The sequence below is a fragment of the Ruegeria sp. HKCCA5929 genome (assembly GCF_013034525.1).
GTDB lineage: Bacteria > Pseudomonadota > Alphaproteobacteria > Rhodobacterales > Rhodobacteraceae > Ruegeria.
In genome coordinates, this window is record NZ_WQGE01000001.1 from 873098 (window position 1) to 890188 (window position 17091).

General features: G+C 55.9%; 19 protein-coding genes. 10 read left to right on the forward strand and 9 right to left on the reverse strand.

The window, feature by feature from the left end; all coding sequences use genetic code 11:
* Positions 1-109: 109 nt before the first annotated feature.
* From GOV90_RS04340 to fabD, 4 genes are all read right to left on the reverse strand, one after another.
* The gene (locus GOV90_RS04340; protein ID WP_171090706.1) at positions 110-649 is read right to left on the reverse strand and encodes a GNAT family N-acetyltransferase; all 540 of its coding nucleotides are present in this window, start codon (positions 647-649) and stop codon (positions 110-112) included.
* A 138-nt stretch (positions 650-787) separates the two neighbouring features.
* Positions 788-1021: an acyl carrier protein gene (locus tag GOV90_RS04345; RefSeq protein ID WP_050602116.1), complete on the reverse strand. Its 234-nt coding sequence runs from the start codon at positions 1019-1021 to the stop codon at positions 788-790.
* A 208-nt stretch (positions 1022-1229) separates the two neighbouring features.
* Complete coding sequence (gene fabG, locus GOV90_RS04350; RefSeq protein ID WP_171090708.1) at positions 1230-1967, reverse strand: 3-oxoacyl-[acyl-carrier-protein] reductase; 738 nt, start codon at positions 1965-1967, stop codon at positions 1230-1232.
* A 42-nt stretch (positions 1968-2009) separates the two neighbouring features.
* Positions 2010-2948, reverse strand: coding sequence for an ACP S-malonyltransferase (gene fabD / locus GOV90_RS04355; RefSeq protein ID WP_171090710.1), 939 nt, complete (start codon positions 2946-2948; stop codon positions 2010-2012).
* 174 nt (positions 2949-3122) lie between these two features.
* Between fabD and GOV90_RS04360 the strand changes: the two genes are divergently transcribed.
* Entirely contained in the window at positions 3123-4343 is a 1221-nt protein-coding gene (locus GOV90_RS04360; protein ID WP_171090712.1) for a cytochrome b/b6 domain-containing protein, read from the forward strand.
* A gap of 61 nt (positions 4344-4404) precedes the next feature.
* On the opposite strand, the gene GOV90_RS04365 is transcribed toward GOV90_RS04360, so the two are convergent.
* Positions 4405-4977 (reverse strand): YceI family protein, encoded by a 573-nt coding sequence (locus GOV90_RS04365; RefSeq protein WP_171090714.1) that lies wholly within the window; start codon positions 4975-4977, stop codon positions 4405-4407.
* Between the two features lie 127 nt (positions 4978-5104).
* A complete protein-coding gene (locus tag GOV90_RS04370) occupies positions 5105-5623 on the reverse strand; it encodes a hypothetical protein (RefSeq protein ID WP_171090715.1) in 519 nt (172 codons plus the stop codon).
* Positions 5624-5906: 283 nt separating this feature from the next.
* Here GOV90_RS04370 and rpsF point away from each other — a divergent pair, with 283 nt between their 5' ends.
* The 6 genes from rpsF (at position 5907) to GOV90_RS04400 (ending at position 9690) form a co-directional block, all read left to right on the forward strand.
* On the forward strand, positions 5907-6260 hold the full coding sequence (rpsF, locus tag GOV90_RS04375; RefSeq protein ID WP_171090718.1) for a 30S ribosomal protein S6: 354 nt from the start codon (positions 5907-5909) through the stop codon (positions 6258-6260).
* 28 nt (positions 6261-6288) lie between these two features.
* Complete coding sequence (rpsR, locus tag GOV90_RS04380; protein ID WP_005608650.1) at positions 6289-6516, forward strand: 30S ribosomal protein S18; 228 nt, start codon at positions 6289-6291, stop codon at positions 6514-6516.
* Between the two features lie 12 nt (positions 6517-6528).
* Positions 6529-7149: a 50S ribosomal protein L9 gene (gene rplI / locus GOV90_RS04385; protein ID WP_171090720.1), complete on the forward strand. Its 621-nt coding sequence runs from the start codon at positions 6529-6531 to the stop codon at positions 7147-7149.
* 151 nt (positions 7150-7300) lie between these two features.
* Positions 7301-7789, forward strand: a complete 489-nt coding sequence (locus GOV90_RS04390; protein ID WP_171090722.1) for a transglycosylase SLT domain-containing protein — start codon at positions 7301-7303, stop codon at positions 7787-7789.
* A 237-nt stretch (positions 7790-8026) separates the two neighbouring features.
* Entirely contained in the window at positions 8027-8728 is a 702-nt protein-coding gene (locus GOV90_RS04395) for an autoinducer binding domain-containing protein (RefSeq protein ID WP_171090724.1), read from the forward strand.
* 107 nt (positions 8729-8835) lie between these two features.
* The gene (locus GOV90_RS04400; protein WP_171090726.1) at positions 8836-9690 is read left to right on the forward strand and encodes an acyl-homoserine-lactone synthase; all 855 of its coding nucleotides are present in this window, start codon (positions 8836-8838) and stop codon (positions 9688-9690) included.
* Between the two features lie 101 nt (positions 9691-9791).
* Here GOV90_RS04400 and tig read toward each other — a convergent pair whose 3' ends face one another.
* From tig to GOV90_RS04415, 3 genes are all read right to left on the reverse strand, one after another.
* Entirely contained in the window at positions 9792-11123 is a 1332-nt protein-coding gene (gene tig / locus GOV90_RS04405) for a trigger factor (protein ID WP_171091203.1), read from the reverse strand.
* A gap of 186 nt (positions 11124-11309) precedes the next feature.
* On the reverse strand, positions 11310-12434 hold the full coding sequence (locus GOV90_RS04410) for a porin (protein ID WP_171090728.1): 1125 nt from the start codon (positions 12432-12434) through the stop codon (positions 11310-11312).
* Between the two features lie 308 nt (positions 12435-12742).
* A complete protein-coding gene (locus GOV90_RS04415; protein WP_171090730.1) occupies positions 12743-14347 on the reverse strand; it encodes an NAD(P)H-hydrate dehydratase in 1605 nt (534 codons plus the stop codon).
* A gap of 169 nt (positions 14348-14516) precedes the next feature.
* Between GOV90_RS04415 and GOV90_RS04420 the strand changes: the two genes are divergently transcribed.
* The 3 genes from GOV90_RS04420 to GOV90_RS04430 all read left to right on the forward strand — a co-directional run bounded on the left by GOV90_RS04420 (position 14517) and on the right by GOV90_RS04430 (position 17070).
* The gene (locus GOV90_RS04420; RefSeq protein WP_050602105.1) at positions 14517-14855 is read left to right on the forward strand and encodes a P-II family nitrogen regulator; all 339 of its coding nucleotides are present in this window, start codon (positions 14517-14519) and stop codon (positions 14853-14855) included.
* Positions 14856-14888: 33 nt separating this feature from the next.
* Complete coding sequence (gene glnA / locus GOV90_RS04425; protein WP_171090732.1) at positions 14889-16295, forward strand: type I glutamate--ammonia ligase; 1407 nt, start codon at positions 14889-14891, stop codon at positions 16293-16295.
* 127 nt (positions 16296-16422) lie between these two features.
* Complete coding sequence (locus GOV90_RS04430) at positions 16423-17070, forward strand: MSMEG_1061 family FMN-dependent PPOX-type flavoprotein (protein WP_171090734.1); 648 nt, start codon at positions 16423-16425, stop codon at positions 17068-17070.
* Positions 17071-17091: the final 21 nt, after the last annotated feature.

The following is a 17091-nucleotide window of genomic DNA, read 5'->3' on the forward strand; positions in this document are numbered from 1 at the left end:
GCTCAATCGCTCTGAAAATCCCCGGTAGCATAGGTCGAACGTTCCAAACCCGATTTACCGGGATCGGCACAGTTTGGCCATTTTGCGGCATATAGGCGAACTCGCGGAATTACGCGCGGGCGGGTGGTCCGTTGCGCCGTAACAAATGCACCGGGGTTTCACTATACACCCCTTCGCGCATCAAAACATAGCCCAGCTTTTTGGCCAGCTTCTGGGACGACAGATTGGATGCGTTCACCATCGCCACCAAAGGTCCTGGAATCACACGGTCGAACCAGTCATGAGCCGCCTTGGCCGCCTCATACCCCAACCCTTGACCTTGTGCCTCGGGGGCCAGAATCCAACCTGCTTCGGGGAAGCCATCAAAATCCTCGCCCAAACGTCGGTTGCCATAAAAGAATCCCGCCTGCCCAATCAGCGTGCGCGTCGATTGCTGCATCACGCCCCATTGGCCAAATCCGGCCATTTGCCAGTGCCCGGCATTGCGCAGAAAAGAGTCCCACGCTTCGCCTCGCGATCGGGGCGTACCGCCAATGTGCTGCACGACACACGGGTCACGCCATATTTCAGCGAACCGTTCAAAATCCTCCGGGCGCATGGCGCAGAGCGTCAAACGCGCGGTATTTATCATTGGAGTGGATCTTATCATGCCCTGTCCACTTTGAGTTTTGCCTCAATGGAAACAGTGCGCAGTGGAAAATGGCCACGCAAGTGCGAATTTTGCGCGGACATAAAAAAACGGCGCCTCCGTTGCTCGGAAGCGCCGCTTTTGATCAGAAAGAAACGTTTAGGACGCTTCGCTGATGAACTTGACCGCGTCGCCGAAGGTCTGGATGGTTTCGGCTGCGTCATCGGGAATCTCGATGCCGAACTCTTCTTCGAACGCCATAACCAGCTCAACGGTGTCCAGGCTGTCTGCGCCCAGATCGTCGATGAAAGACGCGTTTTCCACGACTTTGTCTTCTTCAACACCCAGGTGCTCAACAACGATCTTCTTAACGCGATCTGCGACGTCGCTCATGTCTATTCCTCATTCCTTTACAGGGCGGTCTGCCCGATTCTGCCCTTGCCCGCACGGGTTGGCCTTGATTTGCCCGTTTCGGGCGGTTTGGGTCCCGGGAAACCGGGAAAGTAGAAGGCCGACCTGAAAGACCGGCCCCGCATAGATGCGCCGCCTATAGCATAGTCGACGCAAGAGGCAAACGCTTTCGCGTGCGCCACTGTCGCGATCACAACATGGCCATACCGCCGTTCACATGCAAGGTACTTCCAGTGACATAACCCGCCTCGGGGCTTGCAAGGTACAAAACAGCCGCAGCGATTTCTTTGGGATCGCCCATGCGACCCGCAGGAACTTTGACCAACAGACCCTTTTTCTGTTCCTCGGTCAGTTTCTCGGTCATAGCCGTCGTGATGAATCCCGGTGCCACAGCGTTCACTGTGATCCCACGCGTTGCAACTTCGTGGGCCAAGGCCTTGGAAAAGCCGATCATTCCGGCTTTAGACGCCGCATAGTTCGCCTGCCCAGGGTTGCCGATTGCAGCCACCACGGACGAGACATTCACGATCCGGCCCCAGCGCGATTTCATCATGCCCCGGATCACGCCTTTGCACAGTTTCATGGTCGAGGTCATGTTCACGTCAATAACGCTCTGCCATTCTTCGTCGGACATGCGCATGAACAGGTTGTCGCGTGTGATTCCGGCGTTGTTGACCAGAATGTCCACCGATCCCATCGCCGCGGCCGCCTGCTTTGGCAACGCCTCCACAGCTTCCGGATCACTCAGATTGCAAGGCAGCACATGCGCGCGCTCACCCAGATCGTCTGCCAGGGCTTGCAGTGGTTCGACTCGCGTACCGGACAATCCAACCGTTGCACCCGCGCCGTGCAGTGCACGCGCAATGTCGCCACCGATCCCACCCGATGCACCGGTGATCAGCGCATTCTTACCTGTCAAATCAAACATACAGTTTCCCTCTTGGCGCGTCGGCAAAGACGCGCATTTAGCTTACGATTCGGCCTGAAGGGCCTTTTGAACATCTTCTGGCGTGCCCACGGCCTTGCCCGCAATGGCACGGTCAATCTTGCGGATCATACCAGACAGCGCTTTGCCTGCGCCGATCTCCCATGTCTCGGTCACCCCCTGAGCCGCCATGTACTGCACGCTCTCGCGCCAGCGGACCGACCCAGTCACCTGCTCGACAAGCAACTGCCGGATCAAATCCGGATCACTGACCGCCTCGGCGCGTACGTTCGCCACCAGGGGCACAGCGGGTGCCTTGATTTCGACCGCAGCAAGGGCTTCCGCCATTACATCTGCAGCAGGTTGCATCAGCGCACAGTGAAATGGAGCACTTACGGGCAACATAACCGCACGTTTTGCACCTTTTTCTTTGGCAATCTCGGCAGCGCGCTCGACAGCAGTTTTTGAACCGGACACGACAACTTGGGTTGGATCGTTGTCATTTGCCGCCTGACACACTTCGCCCTGCGCGGCCTCTTCAGCAACAGAGCGCACGGCGTCAAGATCCAAGCCAAGAATGGCAGCCATCGCACCCTCGCCCACAGGCACAGCGCTTTGCATGGCTTGCCCGCGCGTGCGCAACAGGCGCGCGGTGTCAGCGACAGACAACGCTCCAGCAGCAGCCAAAGCGGAATACTCACCAAGCGAGTGCCCCGCCACAAATGCGGCTTTGCTGATCGAAACACCCTCGGCCTCCAAGGCGCGCATTGCGACCATTGACGTCGCCATCAATGCGGGCTGCGCATTTTGTGTCAGCGTCAACTCGGCGATATCGCCTTCCCAGATAAGGCTGCTCAGTTTCTCGCCCAGAGCGTCGTCCACCTCATCAAATATGGCTTGCGCCGCCGGATAAGCCTCGGCCAAAGCTTTGCCCATACCGATTGTCTGGGCGCCCTGCCCTGGAAAAACGAACGCGAGTGTCATTGCAACCTCATGCATACTGTTAGGTTGCGGCGGGGTGTAAACTGACTGCTCGTCTGGCACAAGCGCTGCCTGCATTCTGCATTCTGGCACCGTTGCTGTGCGTCCGCGCTTACTTGTGTCAGTCTCACGCGTCTTTACGTTGGACACGACAGAGAATCCCGGAGTCTTATTTTCATGGCCGCGACCAATTCATTTTCCAGTTACGGAAGCGTTGCAAAAACGTTTCACTGGCTCACAGCCCTTCTGATCCTGACAGCCCTGCCGCTTGGCTGGATCGCAGATAACTTGGCATACGCGGTTCTTCACGCAGACACCGCCCCAACCGAGGCCCAAATCGCCCGCGCCGCGCGCGTCTTTTCGCTGCATAAAACTGTAGGGATCGCTGTCTTCTTCGTGGCATTGGCGCGCATTTTGTGGGCTTTCACACAAACAAAGCCCGGCTTGTTAAATGCAGACAACAAGCCCGAGGCCTTTGCGGCGGAAACCGTTCATTGGCTTTTATACGGTTCGCTGGTCCTTGTTCCACTCAGCGGTTGGATCCACCACGCAGCGACAGAAGGGTTCGCACCGATCCTCTGGCCTTTTGGGCAAAACCTGCCGTTTGTTCCCAAGTCTGAAGCCGTGGCTGAGATGACCGGAGTCCTTCACTGGCTGTTCATGTGGGTTCTGGTGGGCTCATTGGCGCTGCACATTGTTGGCGCGCTGAAACATCACGTCATCGACAAGGACAGTACATTGCGAAGAATGCTGCCTGGTCATTCGGACGCACCAGAACCGCCGCAACAACACCATTCACTTGTCCCTGCGCTTGCTGCCGTGGCGGTTTGGGGCATGGTTCTGACTGGCGGCTGGGTCACGGGTGAATTCGCACGCGAAGCCGACGATGCCGACATCGAACTCGCCGAAGTTCAATCTGACTGGCAAGTGCAGACCGGGGCCTTGTCGATAACAATCTCTCAGTTGGGCAGCCCGGTCACCGGATCTTTTGCCGACTGGACCGCTGCCATCACCTTCGACGAACCTGCACAAGTCGGGCCTGCGGGATCTGTGGACGTTAACATAGCCATTGGCTCTCTGAGCCTTGGTTCGGTCACTGATCAGGCTATGGGTTCCGATTTCTTTGACACATCACAATTCCCTACGGCGCAGTTCACTGCAGATTTGTTCAAGACCGAAACCGGGTACGAAGCCCGTGGCCCGCTGACCATCCGCGACAAAACGATGGATATCGTTCTGCCGTTTTCCCTGGATCTTCAGGGCGACACGGCCACCATGTCGGGTTCTGTTGAACTCAACCGGTTGGATTTCAACGTCGGCACGTCACAGCCGACCGAAGAGTCCCTGGGCTTTGCCGTCTCTGTTTCTGTCGACCTGACCGCCAGCCGCAGCCAGTAATGCCAACAAAAAACCGCCGGTGAGATACTCACCGGCGGTTTATTCTTTCAAGTCCTTCGACTTACTCTGCCTTTTGAGCCTCAACAGAAATCTGAACCTGCACTTCGTCGCTTACGAACGGTGCAAATTGTCCCAGGTCAAATTCACTGCGAACCAGCGTTGTGGTCGCGTTGAAACCTGCCCAAGGCTTGTTGGCCATCGGGTGATTGTCCACTTTGTTCAACTTGGCATCCAGAACAACCGATTTGGTTACGCCATTCATGGTCAGGTCGCCGGTGATATTGGCTGTATCATCGCCTGTCACCTCAATCCCGGTCGAGACGAAAGTGATCAGATCACCTTCGGCAGCGCCAAAGAAATCTTCGGTCATGAAGTGGTCTTCCCGAGGCTTCCATCCTGTGAACATCTCCATAACCGGCATTGAAACCGTAACACTGGATGCCGCAGGGTTTTCCTGATCGAACATGATCTCGCCCTCAAAGCCCGAGAACATGCCGTAAGTGGTCGAAAAGCCAAGGTGATCATAGTTGAAGATGACCTGGCTATGGCTGGGGTCCAGTACATATTTCTCGGCACTGCCGAATGCAGCAGTTGCCGAAACGGCCAAAGCCGCAGCAAGAAGGGTGGATTTCATAACAATCTCCGCGTTTTTTTTGTGTGCAAGCCGATGGGGGTTGCTCACAAACAAGATGTGCCGCCCTAGGGCGGCACACAACCTCTTTTGGCTAACAATTTCTGTTCCTTTTTGAACAGAATAAAATTCAGCCGAAAATTGTTACGCTTTTGCTCAATTGCCCCTTCAGGGCTCGGCTGACATCCGCCGATTCAAGTGGCAGCTTCATCAACAGGCTGCCGTCCACGTCGAACAAGTGCACTTCATTCTCTTCAAAGCGCGCACCACCCAAGGAGTCGTAGCTGCGACGCAAAACAGTCTGTGGGCGCCCATCTTCGTTCTTTTGCAATACCCGCACCTCGCGACGAATAGGATCGAAATACGCATCGGGACGCGGATCCAGAACCTCAATCGTCAGCAAGCTGACCCCAACGATCAGAAACAGCATCGAAGCAACCATCTTAATCGGCCAGACATCCGCAGCGATGACCGACCCCGGCATCAGCCACATTGAAAACGCTGACACGATCAGGAATGCGCCAACCATCCGCGCCAGAATCAAGCGCGCCTTCCAGTTCGGCGCGAATGCGATCATTACCGGAACCGAGTTTTCAAAGCGCGATCCAGCCGCTTCTTCCCGGTATGTGTTTGTGTTCGTCGCGGTCATAACGTTTCACCCTTTATAAGGTTACTGTCGGTTTTCAGTTGGTTCCGGGTAATGTCCGGTATGCAAAACAACTTTGAGCCGAAAAGCGTCAGCAATTGGGCACCCCAAAGGAAATTGGGCGACTTCACCAAGGCATATGTGGCGGGTCTTGCCCCTGCGGTTCAAACGTGTATACGGGGCCATCCTTCGCAGTCATATGAATCGCGCAGCCTCTCGTGGCAGGGTCGCGAAGGACCAAATGGCCCCGCCTATGAAATGCGCCTTGATATAAACAGGAGTGCACATGCCACTGTATGAGCATGTAATGATCGCGCGTCAGGACCTGTCCAACGCGCAGGCGGAAAGCCTCGTCGAACACTTTGGCACCGTACTGGCGGACAACGGCGGCAGCCTTGTCGACAGCGAGTACTGGGGCGTCAAGACGATGGCCTATAAGATCAACAAGAACCGCAAAGGCCACTATGCCTTCCTGAAGACCGATGCCCCCTCGGGTGCGGTTCAGGAAATGGAACGCCTGATGCGTCTGCATGACGACGTAATGCGCGTTCTGACCATCAAGGTCGACGGCCACGAAGATGGCCCGTCGGTTCAGATGCAGAAGCGTGACGAACGTGGCGACCGCCGCGAGCGCCGTTGATCACCGCCTGAGGAAAGGACACTAAACCATGGCCGCAAAACCATTTTTCCGCCGTCGTAAGGTCTGCCCGTTCTCGGGTGAGAACGCGCCGAAAATCGACTATAAGGACACCCGTCTGCTGCAGCGCTACATCTCTGAGCGCGGCAAGATTGTTCCTTCGCGCATCACCGCCGTTTCGGCGAAAAAGCAGCGTGAACTGGCTCGTGCTATCAAGCGCGCCCGCTTCCTCGCCCTGCTGCCCTACGCCGTGAAGTAAGGAGAGACTGACATGCAAGTTATCCTTCTGGAACGCGTTGCGAAACTGGGTCAGATGGGCGACGTCGTTGACGTCAAACCCGGATACGCCCGCAACTTCCTGCTGCCCCAAGGCAAAGCCCTGAGCGCGTCCGAGTCGAACATCGCCTCGTTCGAAGCCCAGAAAGCGCAGCTGGAAGCCCGCAACCTGGAAACCAAGAAAGAAGCTGAAGCACTGGCTGAAAAGCTGGACGGTCAGCAGTTCATCGTGATTCGCTCGGCATCGGATGCTGGCGCTCTGTACGGTTCGGTCACCCCGCGTGACGCCGCAGACGCTGCAACCGAAGCAGGCTTCACAGTCGACAAGAAACAGGTCGTTCTGGTCGCTCCGATCAAAGAACTGGGTCTGCACTCTGTTGCTGTCCGCCTGCACCCCGAGGTCGAAGTTGAGATCAAGATGAACGTTGCCCGTTCGGAAGAAGAAGCCGAATTGCAGGCATCTGGCAAATCGATTCAGGAACTGGCTGCTGAAGAAGAAGCCGCCGCTGAATTCGAAATCGCCGAACTGTTCGACGACATCGGCTCGGCCGCATCGGAAGACGATGACCTGGCTGCCGAAGCTGCTCCGGCTGAAGAAGACGAAGCCAAAGCCTGATCTGGCTACGCTTTGAACAAGACAAAGGCCGCACGTTTTGTGCGGCCTTTTTTATGCCATAGCCAGACCAGCAAATTTCGGCCCAAATTGATCGCTAGAGTTGCGACCGAACAGACGTTCCATATCATACCGCCTTATTGACCGGAGATTCATGATGCCCGTTTTTCCCCGCCGCAGCTTCCTTTCCCTGTTGCTCGCAACCCCGCTGCTTGCATGCGGTGGAGGTGAAGTCTCAAAAGCCGACACTACTCAGTTCAATCCGCCGCTCTATCCAAATGAGACGCCGGAACTCAGAGCCTCGATCAACAAATGGGCTGATCACTACGAGCTTCCGCGCGAGCTTGTACACAAGTTGGCCATTCGCGAAAGCACACACCGCCCTTGGGCCGTGAACCGCCCCTATTACGGGCTGCTACAGATCCTTCCGGCCACCGCACGATCGATGGGGTACAAAGGTAATGCCGAGGGACTATTAAATGCGGATACCAACCTGGAATTCGCGGGCAAGTACTTGCGCGGAGCATGGCTGCTGTCCGACGGAGACCAGCAACGCGCGATCTTTTTGTATGCAAAAGGGTATTGGCCCGAGGCCAAAGCAAGGGGATTGCTGGTAGAAACCGGGCTCAAACCCGCACCCTGACGGTGGTTAGCGTCAATTTTCGCCTGAAAATTAGCACTTGAGGCGGGATAGTGACAAAAATGCTCTATTGAATGTCACAATATCCTGAATAGCGCAGACAATTGATGCCTCTGCTTGTCAGGATTAAGAAAATATGATGTTCTGGCTGAGTGAGGTAACCGGGTTCCACTCTGTTGAATACGTATGCTCGACGACACCATCGGGCAGTTAAGATGGGCCGCAGCTGGTAGGCGCCGCATGGAAATTGTCGATCTGAGCACTCTGCCGGATTCAGAAGTTCGCTACACCGAATTTCTAAGGCAAATCTGTGACAAGCATGAAATGGACCATGCTGCTTATGCAGGCATGAACCCTGCCGCTGGATCTGTCGCTGGCTTTGTCACGTATGACGAAGAGTGGACAGAGCATTACCAGAACCAGGGTCTGATCATGATCGACCCAACCATCCACATGGCACGCCGCAGCATTGCTCCGGTGGATTGGAGCCGCCTTGAACGCAGCCCCGATTTCCAGCGTGTATTCCGCGACGCTCATGATTTTGGCCTGCCCAGTCAAGGTGTTACGATTCCTGTACGCGGTCCGTACGGGGATATTGGCCTGCTCAGCGCAACCCGCAATTGCAGCAAGGAAGAGTGGCGCAAGCTCTACACCCACGTGATAAGCGACCTGCAATCCATGGCAGTACACATTCACGACAACGTCGTTTCGTCGGATCAGCTAACCAGCGCGCTCTACCATCCAACCCTGTCGACCCGAGAAGCAGAGATCCTGCAGTGGGTCGCAGCTGGCAAATCTCAGCAGGACATCGGCGATATTCTGTCGATTTCGCACCGGACCGTCGAAGTACACTTGCGTTCGAGTCGGGAAAAGCTTAGTGCCCTGACCACCCCGCAGGCTGTTGGACGCGCGATTGCGATTGGGCTAATTACCCCAGGTTAATCAAAAAAAGCGCTTAATTTCGCCAAAATACGGGAAACCCCCAATAGAAAAATCCCCTAGGACCGGTAACGTCGTATTTACCGAACAACCACTCGAAGGGGGAAGAAATGATCATCGTGGTAGATGGCCTGAACAGACATATGTTCAGCGAAGTTCTTGACGAAATGTTCGAGTTGAGAGCACGTGTATTTGGCGAACGTCTTGGATGGGACGTCAAAATAGAAGACGGAAAAGAAATCGACGAGTTCGATCATCTGGACCCGGCATATGTAATCGGACTCGACGATGAGGGGAATGTCGTCGCAGCCGTGCGTGCCCTCCAGACCACCGGCCCTCACATGTTGTCGGATGTCTTCTCGGCGATCCTTTGCGGCGAAGCACCACTGCGCAGCGCAACCATGTGGGAATCGACCCGCTTTTGCGTAGATACCCAGCGTCTCACACGCGGCAAAGAAAAGAACTCGGTTTCCTACGCAACCTGCGAATTGATGATCGGTTCTTTGGAATATGCCAAGAACGCTGGCATTCAGGACATCATCACCGTGATCGATCCGGTCATGGATCGGGTCCTGAAACGCTCGAATTGCGCCCCGTATGACTATGTCGGCCAAACTGTCCCAATGGGGAAAGTTCATGCGCTGGCTGCTCTGCTGGATTGCACAGACGAACGCATCGCGGGTCTGCGTGAGTTTGCAGACATTCACAACGATGTCTTCATCGACGAAGACGAGGCACTGGCCCTGTTTGCAGCCAAGAAAGCCGCAGCACAAAGCCCTGCCAATCAGGATCACAAACCACTGACTGATCTTGAAAAGTATTTTGTGGAACAGATGAGCGCCGCGAAGACAGAAGCTGAACGGCAAGATGTGCTGAGGCTGATCGAAACGCTCTCGAACACGTTCACACCAGAGCAGAAGACTGCTCTGCTACAAACCCCCCGTGCTTTTGCTCATGAGGCCTGACCCCCTCACCTCATAGGTACAAAAGCCACCCATGCGGAGCCGTCTGATTAGCAGGCGGCTCCGTTTTTTTGTGCCCATTCGTAAGAATGGGCGGAAGAGGATTACTCCTCTTCCAGTGCCTCAACGGCTTTTTGCAGATCGTCTTTGCTCACGTCTTTTTCGTTGACCTGAGCCAGTTCGAACACATAGTCGACGACTTTGTCTTCGAAGATGGGTGCGCGCATCTGCTGCTGCATTTGAGCGTTCTGTTGAACAAACTCAAAGAACTGACGCTCTTGACCCGGGTACTGACGCGCCTGGTTCATGATCGCCTGGGTCATTTCTGCGTCGGTCACTTCGACCTCGGCCTTCTGACCCAGCTCGGCCAGCAACAGACCCAGACGCACGCGGCGTTCGGCCAGTTTGGTGTGCTCTTCAGTCGGCTCAATCTCGCCGTGATCGTGGCCTTCCACGTCCGGGTTTTCCTCGTGGAACAGCTGATGTGCAATCTGCTTGGCTTCAGCGTCCACCAGCGACGGTGGCAGGTCGAACGACACTTTCTCGTCCAGCACGTCCAGCAGAGCACGCTTCATGACGGCACGCGATGCACCTGCGTATTCTGCTTCCAGACGTTCCGAAATCTGCCCCTTCAAGGCATCCAGATCTTCAGCACCGAACTTCATGGCCAGATCGTCGTTGACCTCTGCGGCCACCGGTTCTTTCACCTCTTTGATGGTGCAGGTGAAAACAGCGTCTTTGCCGGCCAGGTGCTCTGCACCGTACTCAGCGGGGAAGGTCACGTTGACGTCTTTGACTTCCTCGGCCTTCACACCAACCAGCTGCTCTTCGAAACCGGGGATGAAGCTGTTCGAGCCCAGTACCAGAGGGTACTCTTCAGCCGAACCGCCGTCGAATTCTTCGCCGTCAACCTTGCCAACGAAATCAAAAACGATCTGGTCGCCGTCTTTCGCCTTCGAGCCCTTGCGGCGCGCTTTGAAATCCTGCGCAGTTTCAGCCAGATTGTTCAGCGCTTCTTCCACAGCCGCGTCGTCAGCTTTGACCACCAGCTTCTCCAGCTCGACCGATTTCAGGTCAACCTCTGGGATCGCAGGCAGTGCCTCGTAAGACATGGCCACTTCAACGTCGTCGCCTTCTTTCCAATCTTCATTGGTCATCTTGACTTCGGGCTGCAGCGCAGGGCGGTCACCGCTGTCTTCAAAGTGCTTGTTCATCGCGCCATCGATGCTTTCCTGCATCGCTTCGCCCAGCAGGCGTTGACCAAACTGCTTTTTCAGCAGTGCCATCGGCACCTTACCTTTGCGGAAACCTTTCATTTCGATTTCCGGCTGCGCTTCGGTCAGCTTTTCATTGACCTTGTCGTCCAGCTCGGCTGCGGTCACAACGATGTTGTAGCCGCGTTTCAGACCTTCGTTCAGCGTCTCTGTAACCTGCATTATGGTAGTCCCCATAGGATTCGGGGCGCGCAAAAAGGGCGCGCCGGGCAAATTTGACGCCTTCTATTTGCCCAGCAGCGTACGTGCAAGGGGCAAAGGCAGAATCCACCTGTATTTGATCGCCTATTCCCCCAAAAAAGAACGCCCCGGAAACCGGGGCGCTCGTTTTCAATCCGGTCACAGCGATCAGAACTTCCAGCGTGCGCCCAGAACCCATGCTTCGTTGTTGTCAAAGGATGAACCGTCATCGAAGTCGTGGTTACGGTACTTCAGATAAACATCTGTCTTGATTGCATCGACCTTCTGAACAACTGCGATACCCCAGGCTTTGGTGTCCGACCCGTTGCTGTTGAAATCCGAACCGTCATAGTAATCTATGCCGACACCGGTCTTACCCCAGGCGATCCAATTTCCTTCGTATGAGATTTTGCCATACCAGTAATTCGGATCCGTCGCCCCGGCCTGATCGTCGTCACGCGTACCGCCAGCAATCGTAACTCCCAGCCCGCTTGGCAGAAGGACAGACGCCGAACCAATCGTGTCCTTGCGATCGCCGGAATTGTCGTCCCGGTCGCGCACCGAATATGCAACAGCTGCCGCGAATTCCACGCCACCGGCAAAGGTGTTTTCATAGAAAAGACCAACGTCGTAATAGTCATCGTCGTCGCTGCTGGACAGAATGTTTTGCCCATAGGCGAAGCCAGCCGAGAACCCGTTGAATGTCGGTGTGTCATACCGGATGCGCCCACGGCGCGAGCCGTCAAAGTTGCTGGAACTATCGCCAACCGTGATACCGCTCAGCATTCCAGCTGTGTCGCGATAGAAGAAGCCGGCGTTTTCATCGTTGGTGAACGAATACAGCGCGGTTCCGACATATGACAGATCCACCTCAGCGGCACCGTCAGCGACCATACTGCCCTGCCCCGCCGAAAACTTGCCGTACCCACCTTTCAGCGAGAAATCCACGTGACGAATATCTTCGCGATTCCAGCCATCCGCGTTGGTTCCAAACTGATCAGCAGACGCCGAACCGGGCAGGCCAAGACCTGTTTCAAACCAAAACTGGAACTCATTGCTACCGTAAGGCTGCATCAGGCGCAGGCCCACGCGGCTGTTCGACAAGTCGTTGTCGAGGACCCGCGTCTCGGTGTCCTGCCCGTCATCGACCGAGATCAGAGCCGGGTGCAGCTGTCCATAAAGCAACACATAACCACCTGTGTTGTTTTCGTATTTCAGCTCAGCTGCAGCCGGAATCGCCGCCGTTGCACTCAGCGCAGCGGCAGCGGAAAGGGTTTTGAATTTAGAAGTCATTTCACTCACCATGAATGGTTCGGGTGTTACGCCCCGTCCAATTGATCATCGAGCACCGACGTTCCAGATGCCCGCGCGCTGTCTGATAAAGGAATGGCAAATTCGCAACACAGAACGCAGAGGCCAAGAGAATTTTATAATGTATTTCATTTGCTTAAATACATCACCACCAGTCCGTTTCGGAGGTGCTCAAAACAACTTTGCCCCCGGTCTGTGCGTCTGGCAAACACTCACTCTGCACCCCCGCAGCCCTGATCGGCGAAAATTCGCCGATCTGACGTAGATTGGGCCATTCCCCGCCAACACACTCAAATATTCATCTTTCTAAACACGTCAGGCAGCTGTTCCGGCAAGTCCTCGGCAATCAGGCCGGGCCCAAATTGCAGTGCGCATTCCACATGCAGCCACGCGGCAGTCTCTGCAGCTTGCAACGGTGGATACCCACGTGCCAGCAACCCGGTGATGAATCCCGCCAGCACATCGCCAGATCCAGCGGTCGCCAACCAAGGAGCCGCCCTTTCGTACGAGGCCGAGTTGACCGAACATCGCCCGTCAGGTGCGGCAATCACGGTATCCGACCCCTTGAACAGAACCACGCACCCAGCGCGCTTTGCAGCCGCCCGCGTTGCGTCAACCTTGGAATAGGCAGAGCCTTGTGTCGGCGCAGCTTTCAAATTGTCCGCAATGTCGGGGAAAAGCCGCGCAAACTCTCCTCCGTGCGGGGTGAGCACGCAGTTTTCGTGTAACTGCGCAAACAAAGCATCCCGGTCGTCCGCAAAGGCCGACAACGCATCCGCATCCAACACCGTTGCCCGGCGCGCTGCCAAAGCCACCGGAACCAACTCACGCGCGCGTTCCACTCCCAGCCCGGGGCCGAGACAAAGCGCATTGAGGCGCGGGTCACTCAGAACCTCGACCAGGCCATCTTTTCCCTCAACGCGCTGCAACATGAGCGCCGTGATCTGACTAGCCACTTCCAAGACCGCCGCAGGCGGTACACCCAACGTCACCAATCCCGCACCAATCCGCAACGCCCCGCGCGCGGCCAATCGCGCCGCGCCTGTTTTTCCGCCCCCTCCGGACAAGATCAGAGCGTGTCCATGAGAGTACTTGTGGCCTTCTGTCTTCTTCCGCAGCCTCGCCCCATCGACGGAAGCCATTTGGACAATCTGGCTGCTTTTAGCTGTTTCGAGCCCAATCGATTTTGTTTGCACCTTCCCGCAGGACGTTGGACCATCGCCTAAAACATGCCCGACCTTTTTACTGTGAAACGTGACCGTCAAGTCGGCGACAATGACGTTGCCTAAAACGCGGCCACTATCGGCGCACAAGCCACTTGGCGTATCAACTGCGACGACCTTTACACCTCGATCCCACAGCAATGCCCTTGTCTCAGTATTCGCCAATAAAGAGAACACACCTGTAAACGGTCGGGTAAGACCGGTTCCGAACGCTCCATCGACAATCAGATCAGTGTCCTTCGGAAGCTGAAGATATTCCGCGTCACTTGGGCTGGCATCGACGGCGAACACATTAACGTCGCCTTCATCCAGCCACCGCTCATAATTCACACGCGCATCCGGCGGCAGCTTCTCCGGATCCCCGTACAGAAAGACCTCAACCTCCCATCCCAACTCCCGCAACAACCTGGCGACAACAAAGCCATCGCCACCATTGTTCCCCGGCCCGCACAGCACCACCGCACGCAGCGGATCCCCTTCATCTGGCCCCAAATACCTCGGGGAGCGCGAGGGGCTGGCCCCTCGCCTGTCCCACTCTGGCCACTCCTCGAAAATTGCCTCAACAACGCCCTGCCCGGCCCGCTCCATCAGCTCAAGACCTGTCACCTCACCGGATTCGATGGCAGCCTGCTCAATGGCCCGCATCTGCGCCGCTGTCAGCAATTCCGTCATCCCACACCCTCATTCGATTCAATTCTGATTAGTTTTTGTGCAACACGCCCATAAATTAGCACGCTGCCAGATTTCGATGCATCCCAACCTGCCCAAATCCGCAATCACATTGCCGCCCGATCTTAGACGTGATCACTGCCCCTGAGACAACCATTCAAGGTGAGCCGGGATGAAAAAGATCGAAGCGATCATCAAGCCGTTCAAACTGGACGAAGTGAAAGAGGCATTGCAGGACGTCGGCGTCCAGGGCCTCAGCGTGATCGAGGTCAAAGGCTTCGGTCGTCAGAAAGGCCATACCGAACTGTATCGCGGCGCGGAATATGTCGTCGATTTTCTGCCCAAAGTGAAAGTCGAAGTCGTGCTGGACGATGATCAGGTCGATGCCGCCATCGAAGCTATCGTTTCGGCCGCCAAAACCGACAAGATCGGCGATGGCAAGATCTTCGTCTCGCCCGTCGAACAAGCTATCCGTATCCGCACCGGCGAGACCGGTTCGGACGCACTATAACCCTCCAATCTTCAAGTCAGAGGAATCTAGAGAATGAGCAAGGACGCAGTTCTTCAGCTGATCAAGGACGAAGACGCAGAATACGTCGACATCCGCTTTACCGACCCGCGCGGCAAGCTTCAGCACGTGACCATCATGGCCGATCAGGTCGACGAAGACTTCTTGGAAGAAGGCTTCATGTTCGATGGTTCTTCCATTGCCGGTTGGAAGTCGATCGAAGCATCCGACATGAAACTGATGCCCGACACCGAAAGCGCCTATGCCGATCCGTTCTACGCAGAAAAAACCATCTGCGTTCACTGCTCGGTTGTTGAGCCCGACACCGGCGAGGCGTACGAGCGTGACCCGCGCGGCACCGCTCAGAAAGCCGAAGCTTACCTGAAATCATCGGGTATCGGTGATGTCGCCTACATGGGGCCTGAAGCCGAATTCTTCCTGTTTGACGACGTTCGTTTCTCGAACAGTATCAACAAGGTATCCTACGAAGTTGATGCTACCGACGCGTCGTGGAACACCGACACCGAGTACGAGATGGGCAACATGGGCCATCGTCCGGGCGTCAAGGGCGGTTATTTCCCAGTAAACCCCATCGACGAATCACAGGACCTGCGGTCGGAAATGCTGTCGACCATGAAGCGTCTGGGCATGAAGGTTGACAAGCACCACCACGAAGTTGCCTCGTGCCAGCACGAGCTGGGCTTGATCTTCGACAGCCTGACCAAGCAGGCCGACGAGCTGCAGAAGTACAAGTACGTCATTCACAACGTAGCCCATGCCTACGGCAAATCGGCGACCTTCATGCCGAAGCCGATCGCGGGTGACAACGGCACCGGCATGCACGTGAACATGTCGATCTGGAAAGACGGCAAGCCCCTGTTCGCAGGTGACAAATACGCCGACCTGTCGGACGAAGCATTGTACTTCATTGGCGGCATCCTGAAGCACGCCAAAACCCTGAACGCCTTCACCAACCCGGCGACCAACAGCTACAAGCGTCTGATCCCCGGCTTCGAAGCACCCGTTCTGCGCGCCTACTCGGCCCGTAACCGTTCGGGTTGTGTGCGTATTCCGTGGACCGAAAGCCCGAAGGCAAAGCGCGTCGAGGCCCGCTTCCCCGATCCGGCTGCGAACCCCTATCTGGCGTTTGCTGCGCTGCTGATGGCTGGTCTGGACGGCATCAAGAACAAGATCGATCCGGGCGAAGCCATGGACAAGAACCTGTACGATCTGCCTGCCGAAGAACTGGCTGACATCCCAACCGTTTGCGGCAGCCTGCGCGAAGCTCTGGAAGCTCTGGCATCGGATCACGACTTCCTGCTGCAGGGCGACGTGTTCACCAAAGACCAGATCGACGGCTACATCGCACTGAAGATGGAAGAGGTCGAAACCTACGAGCATACCCCGCACCCGGTTGAATACGGCATGTATTACAGCTGCTAAACCGGATTTGGGTTTACATCTGCAAGGGCGTCCAATCGGGCGCCCTTGTCTTTTCTACCGGTATGATTTGACGCGTCGCCTGAGTTTCAACAAACTCAAGATGACACTCCCAACCGGAGACAACAGTATGGCCTTCAGCACTTCACCTTTTTCGAAATACTCAAATTTCGTGACATCCGAAAAAGAACTGCTTCAGATTTCCGGCACCCCTCTCCCGCAGATCATTGCCAAAGAACTCTCTGAACTGGACCAGATGTGCCGCGACTTCATCGCTACTTCGCCCTTCTGCCTGATCGCCTCGGCCAACCCCGACAGATATCTGGATATCTCCCCTCGTGGGGATCCTGCAGGTTTTGTTCAGGTCTTGTCCGATACACTGATCGCTATCCCGGACCGTCCGGGCAACAAACGGGTGGATACCTTCCACAACGTTCTCAAAGACCCGCGTGTGAGTGTGATTTTCTTTGTTCCCGGCAAGATGGAGACACTCAGACTTCGGGGCGAGGCCCGGATCTGCGCGGACCCGCAGCTACTGGAGCAAATGGCCATTGCTGGCCATGCGCCGAAACTGGCGCTGCTGATCCACGTTCATACGGTGTTTGCGCATTGCCCCAAATGCGTCATTCGCTCAAACCTGTGGCAGCCCGACGCGTGGCCGGATTCCTCGAACCTGCCGAACATGAACGCCATGATGGTGAAACATGCCCGCATAAAGGCCACCCCGGACGAATGGTTCGAAACACTTAAAGAGAAAGGAGAGCTGGACCTCTACTAACTTCTTTCCCGAACCCAAGGC

What these genes read in the sequence shown, in the direction of transcription:
- GOV90_RS04415 (WP_171090730.1), bottom strand. Translation starts at nt 14,347, where the DNA reads ATGACGGAATTGCTGACAGCGGCGCAGATGCGGGCCATTGAGCAGGCT.
- GOV90_RS04390 (WP_171090722.1), top strand. Translation starts at nt 7,301, where the DNA reads ATGATGCCCGTTTTTCCCCGCCGCAGCTTCCTTTCCCTGTTGCTCGCA.
- fabG (WP_171090708.1), bottom strand. Translation starts at nt 1,967, where the DNA reads ATGTTTGATTTGACAGGTAAGAATGCGCTGATCACCGGTGCATCGGGT.
- GOV90_RS04395 (WP_171090724.1), top strand. Translation starts at nt 8,027, where the DNA reads ATGGAAATTGTCGATCTGAGCACTCTGCCGGATTCAGAAGTTCGCTAC.
- GOV90_RS04365 (WP_171090714.1), bottom strand. Translation starts at nt 4,977, where the DNA reads ATGAAATCCACCCTTCTTGCTGCGGCTTTGGCCGTTTCGGCAACTGCT.
- GOV90_RS04370 (WP_171090715.1), bottom strand. Translation starts at nt 5,623, where the DNA reads ATGACCGCGACGAACACAAACACATACCGGGAAGAAGCGGCTGGATCG.
- glnA (WP_171090732.1), top strand. Translation starts at nt 14,889, where the DNA reads ATGAGCAAGGACGCAGTTCTTCAGCTGATCAAGGACGAAGACGCAGAA.
- rplI (WP_171090720.1), top strand. Translation starts at nt 6,529, where the DNA reads ATGCAAGTTATCCTTCTGGAACGCGTTGCGAAACTGGGTCAGATGGGC.
- GOV90_RS04400 (WP_171090726.1), top strand. Translation starts at nt 8,836, where the DNA reads ATGATCATCGTGGTAGATGGCCTGAACAGACATATGTTCAGCGAAGTT.
- GOV90_RS04345 (WP_050602116.1), bottom strand. Translation starts at nt 1,021, where the DNA reads ATGAGCGACGTCGCAGATCGCGTTAAGAAGATCGTTGTTGAGCACCTG.
- tig (WP_171091203.1), bottom strand. Translation starts at nt 11,123, where the DNA reads ATGCAGGTTACAGAGACGCTGAACGAAGGTCTGAAACGCGGCTACAAC.
- GOV90_RS04360 (WP_171090712.1), top strand. Translation starts at nt 3,123, where the DNA reads ATGGCCGCGACCAATTCATTTTCCAGTTACGGAAGCGTTGCAAAAACG.
- GOV90_RS04430 (WP_171090734.1), top strand. Translation starts at nt 16,423, where the DNA reads ATGGCCTTCAGCACTTCACCTTTTTCGAAATACTCAAATTTCGTGACA.
- GOV90_RS04340 (WP_171090706.1), bottom strand. Translation starts at nt 649, where the DNA reads ATGATAAGATCCACTCCAATGATAAATACCGCGCGTTTGACGCTCTGC.
- fabD (WP_171090710.1), bottom strand. Translation starts at nt 2,948, where the DNA reads ATGACACTCGCGTTCGTTTTTCCAGGGCAGGGCGCCCAGACAATCGGT.
- GOV90_RS04410 (WP_171090728.1), bottom strand. Translation starts at nt 12,434, where the DNA reads ATGACTTCTAAATTCAAAACCCTTTCCGCTGCCGCTGCGCTGAGTGCA.
- rpsR (WP_005608650.1), top strand. Translation starts at nt 6,289, where the DNA reads ATGGCCGCAAAACCATTTTTCCGCCGTCGTAAGGTCTGCCCGTTCTCG.
- GOV90_RS04420 (WP_050602105.1), top strand. Translation starts at nt 14,517, where the DNA reads ATGAAAAAGATCGAAGCGATCATCAAGCCGTTCAAACTGGACGAAGTG.
- rpsF (WP_171090718.1), top strand. Translation starts at nt 5,907, where the DNA reads ATGCCACTGTATGAGCATGTAATGATCGCGCGTCAGGACCTGTCCAAC.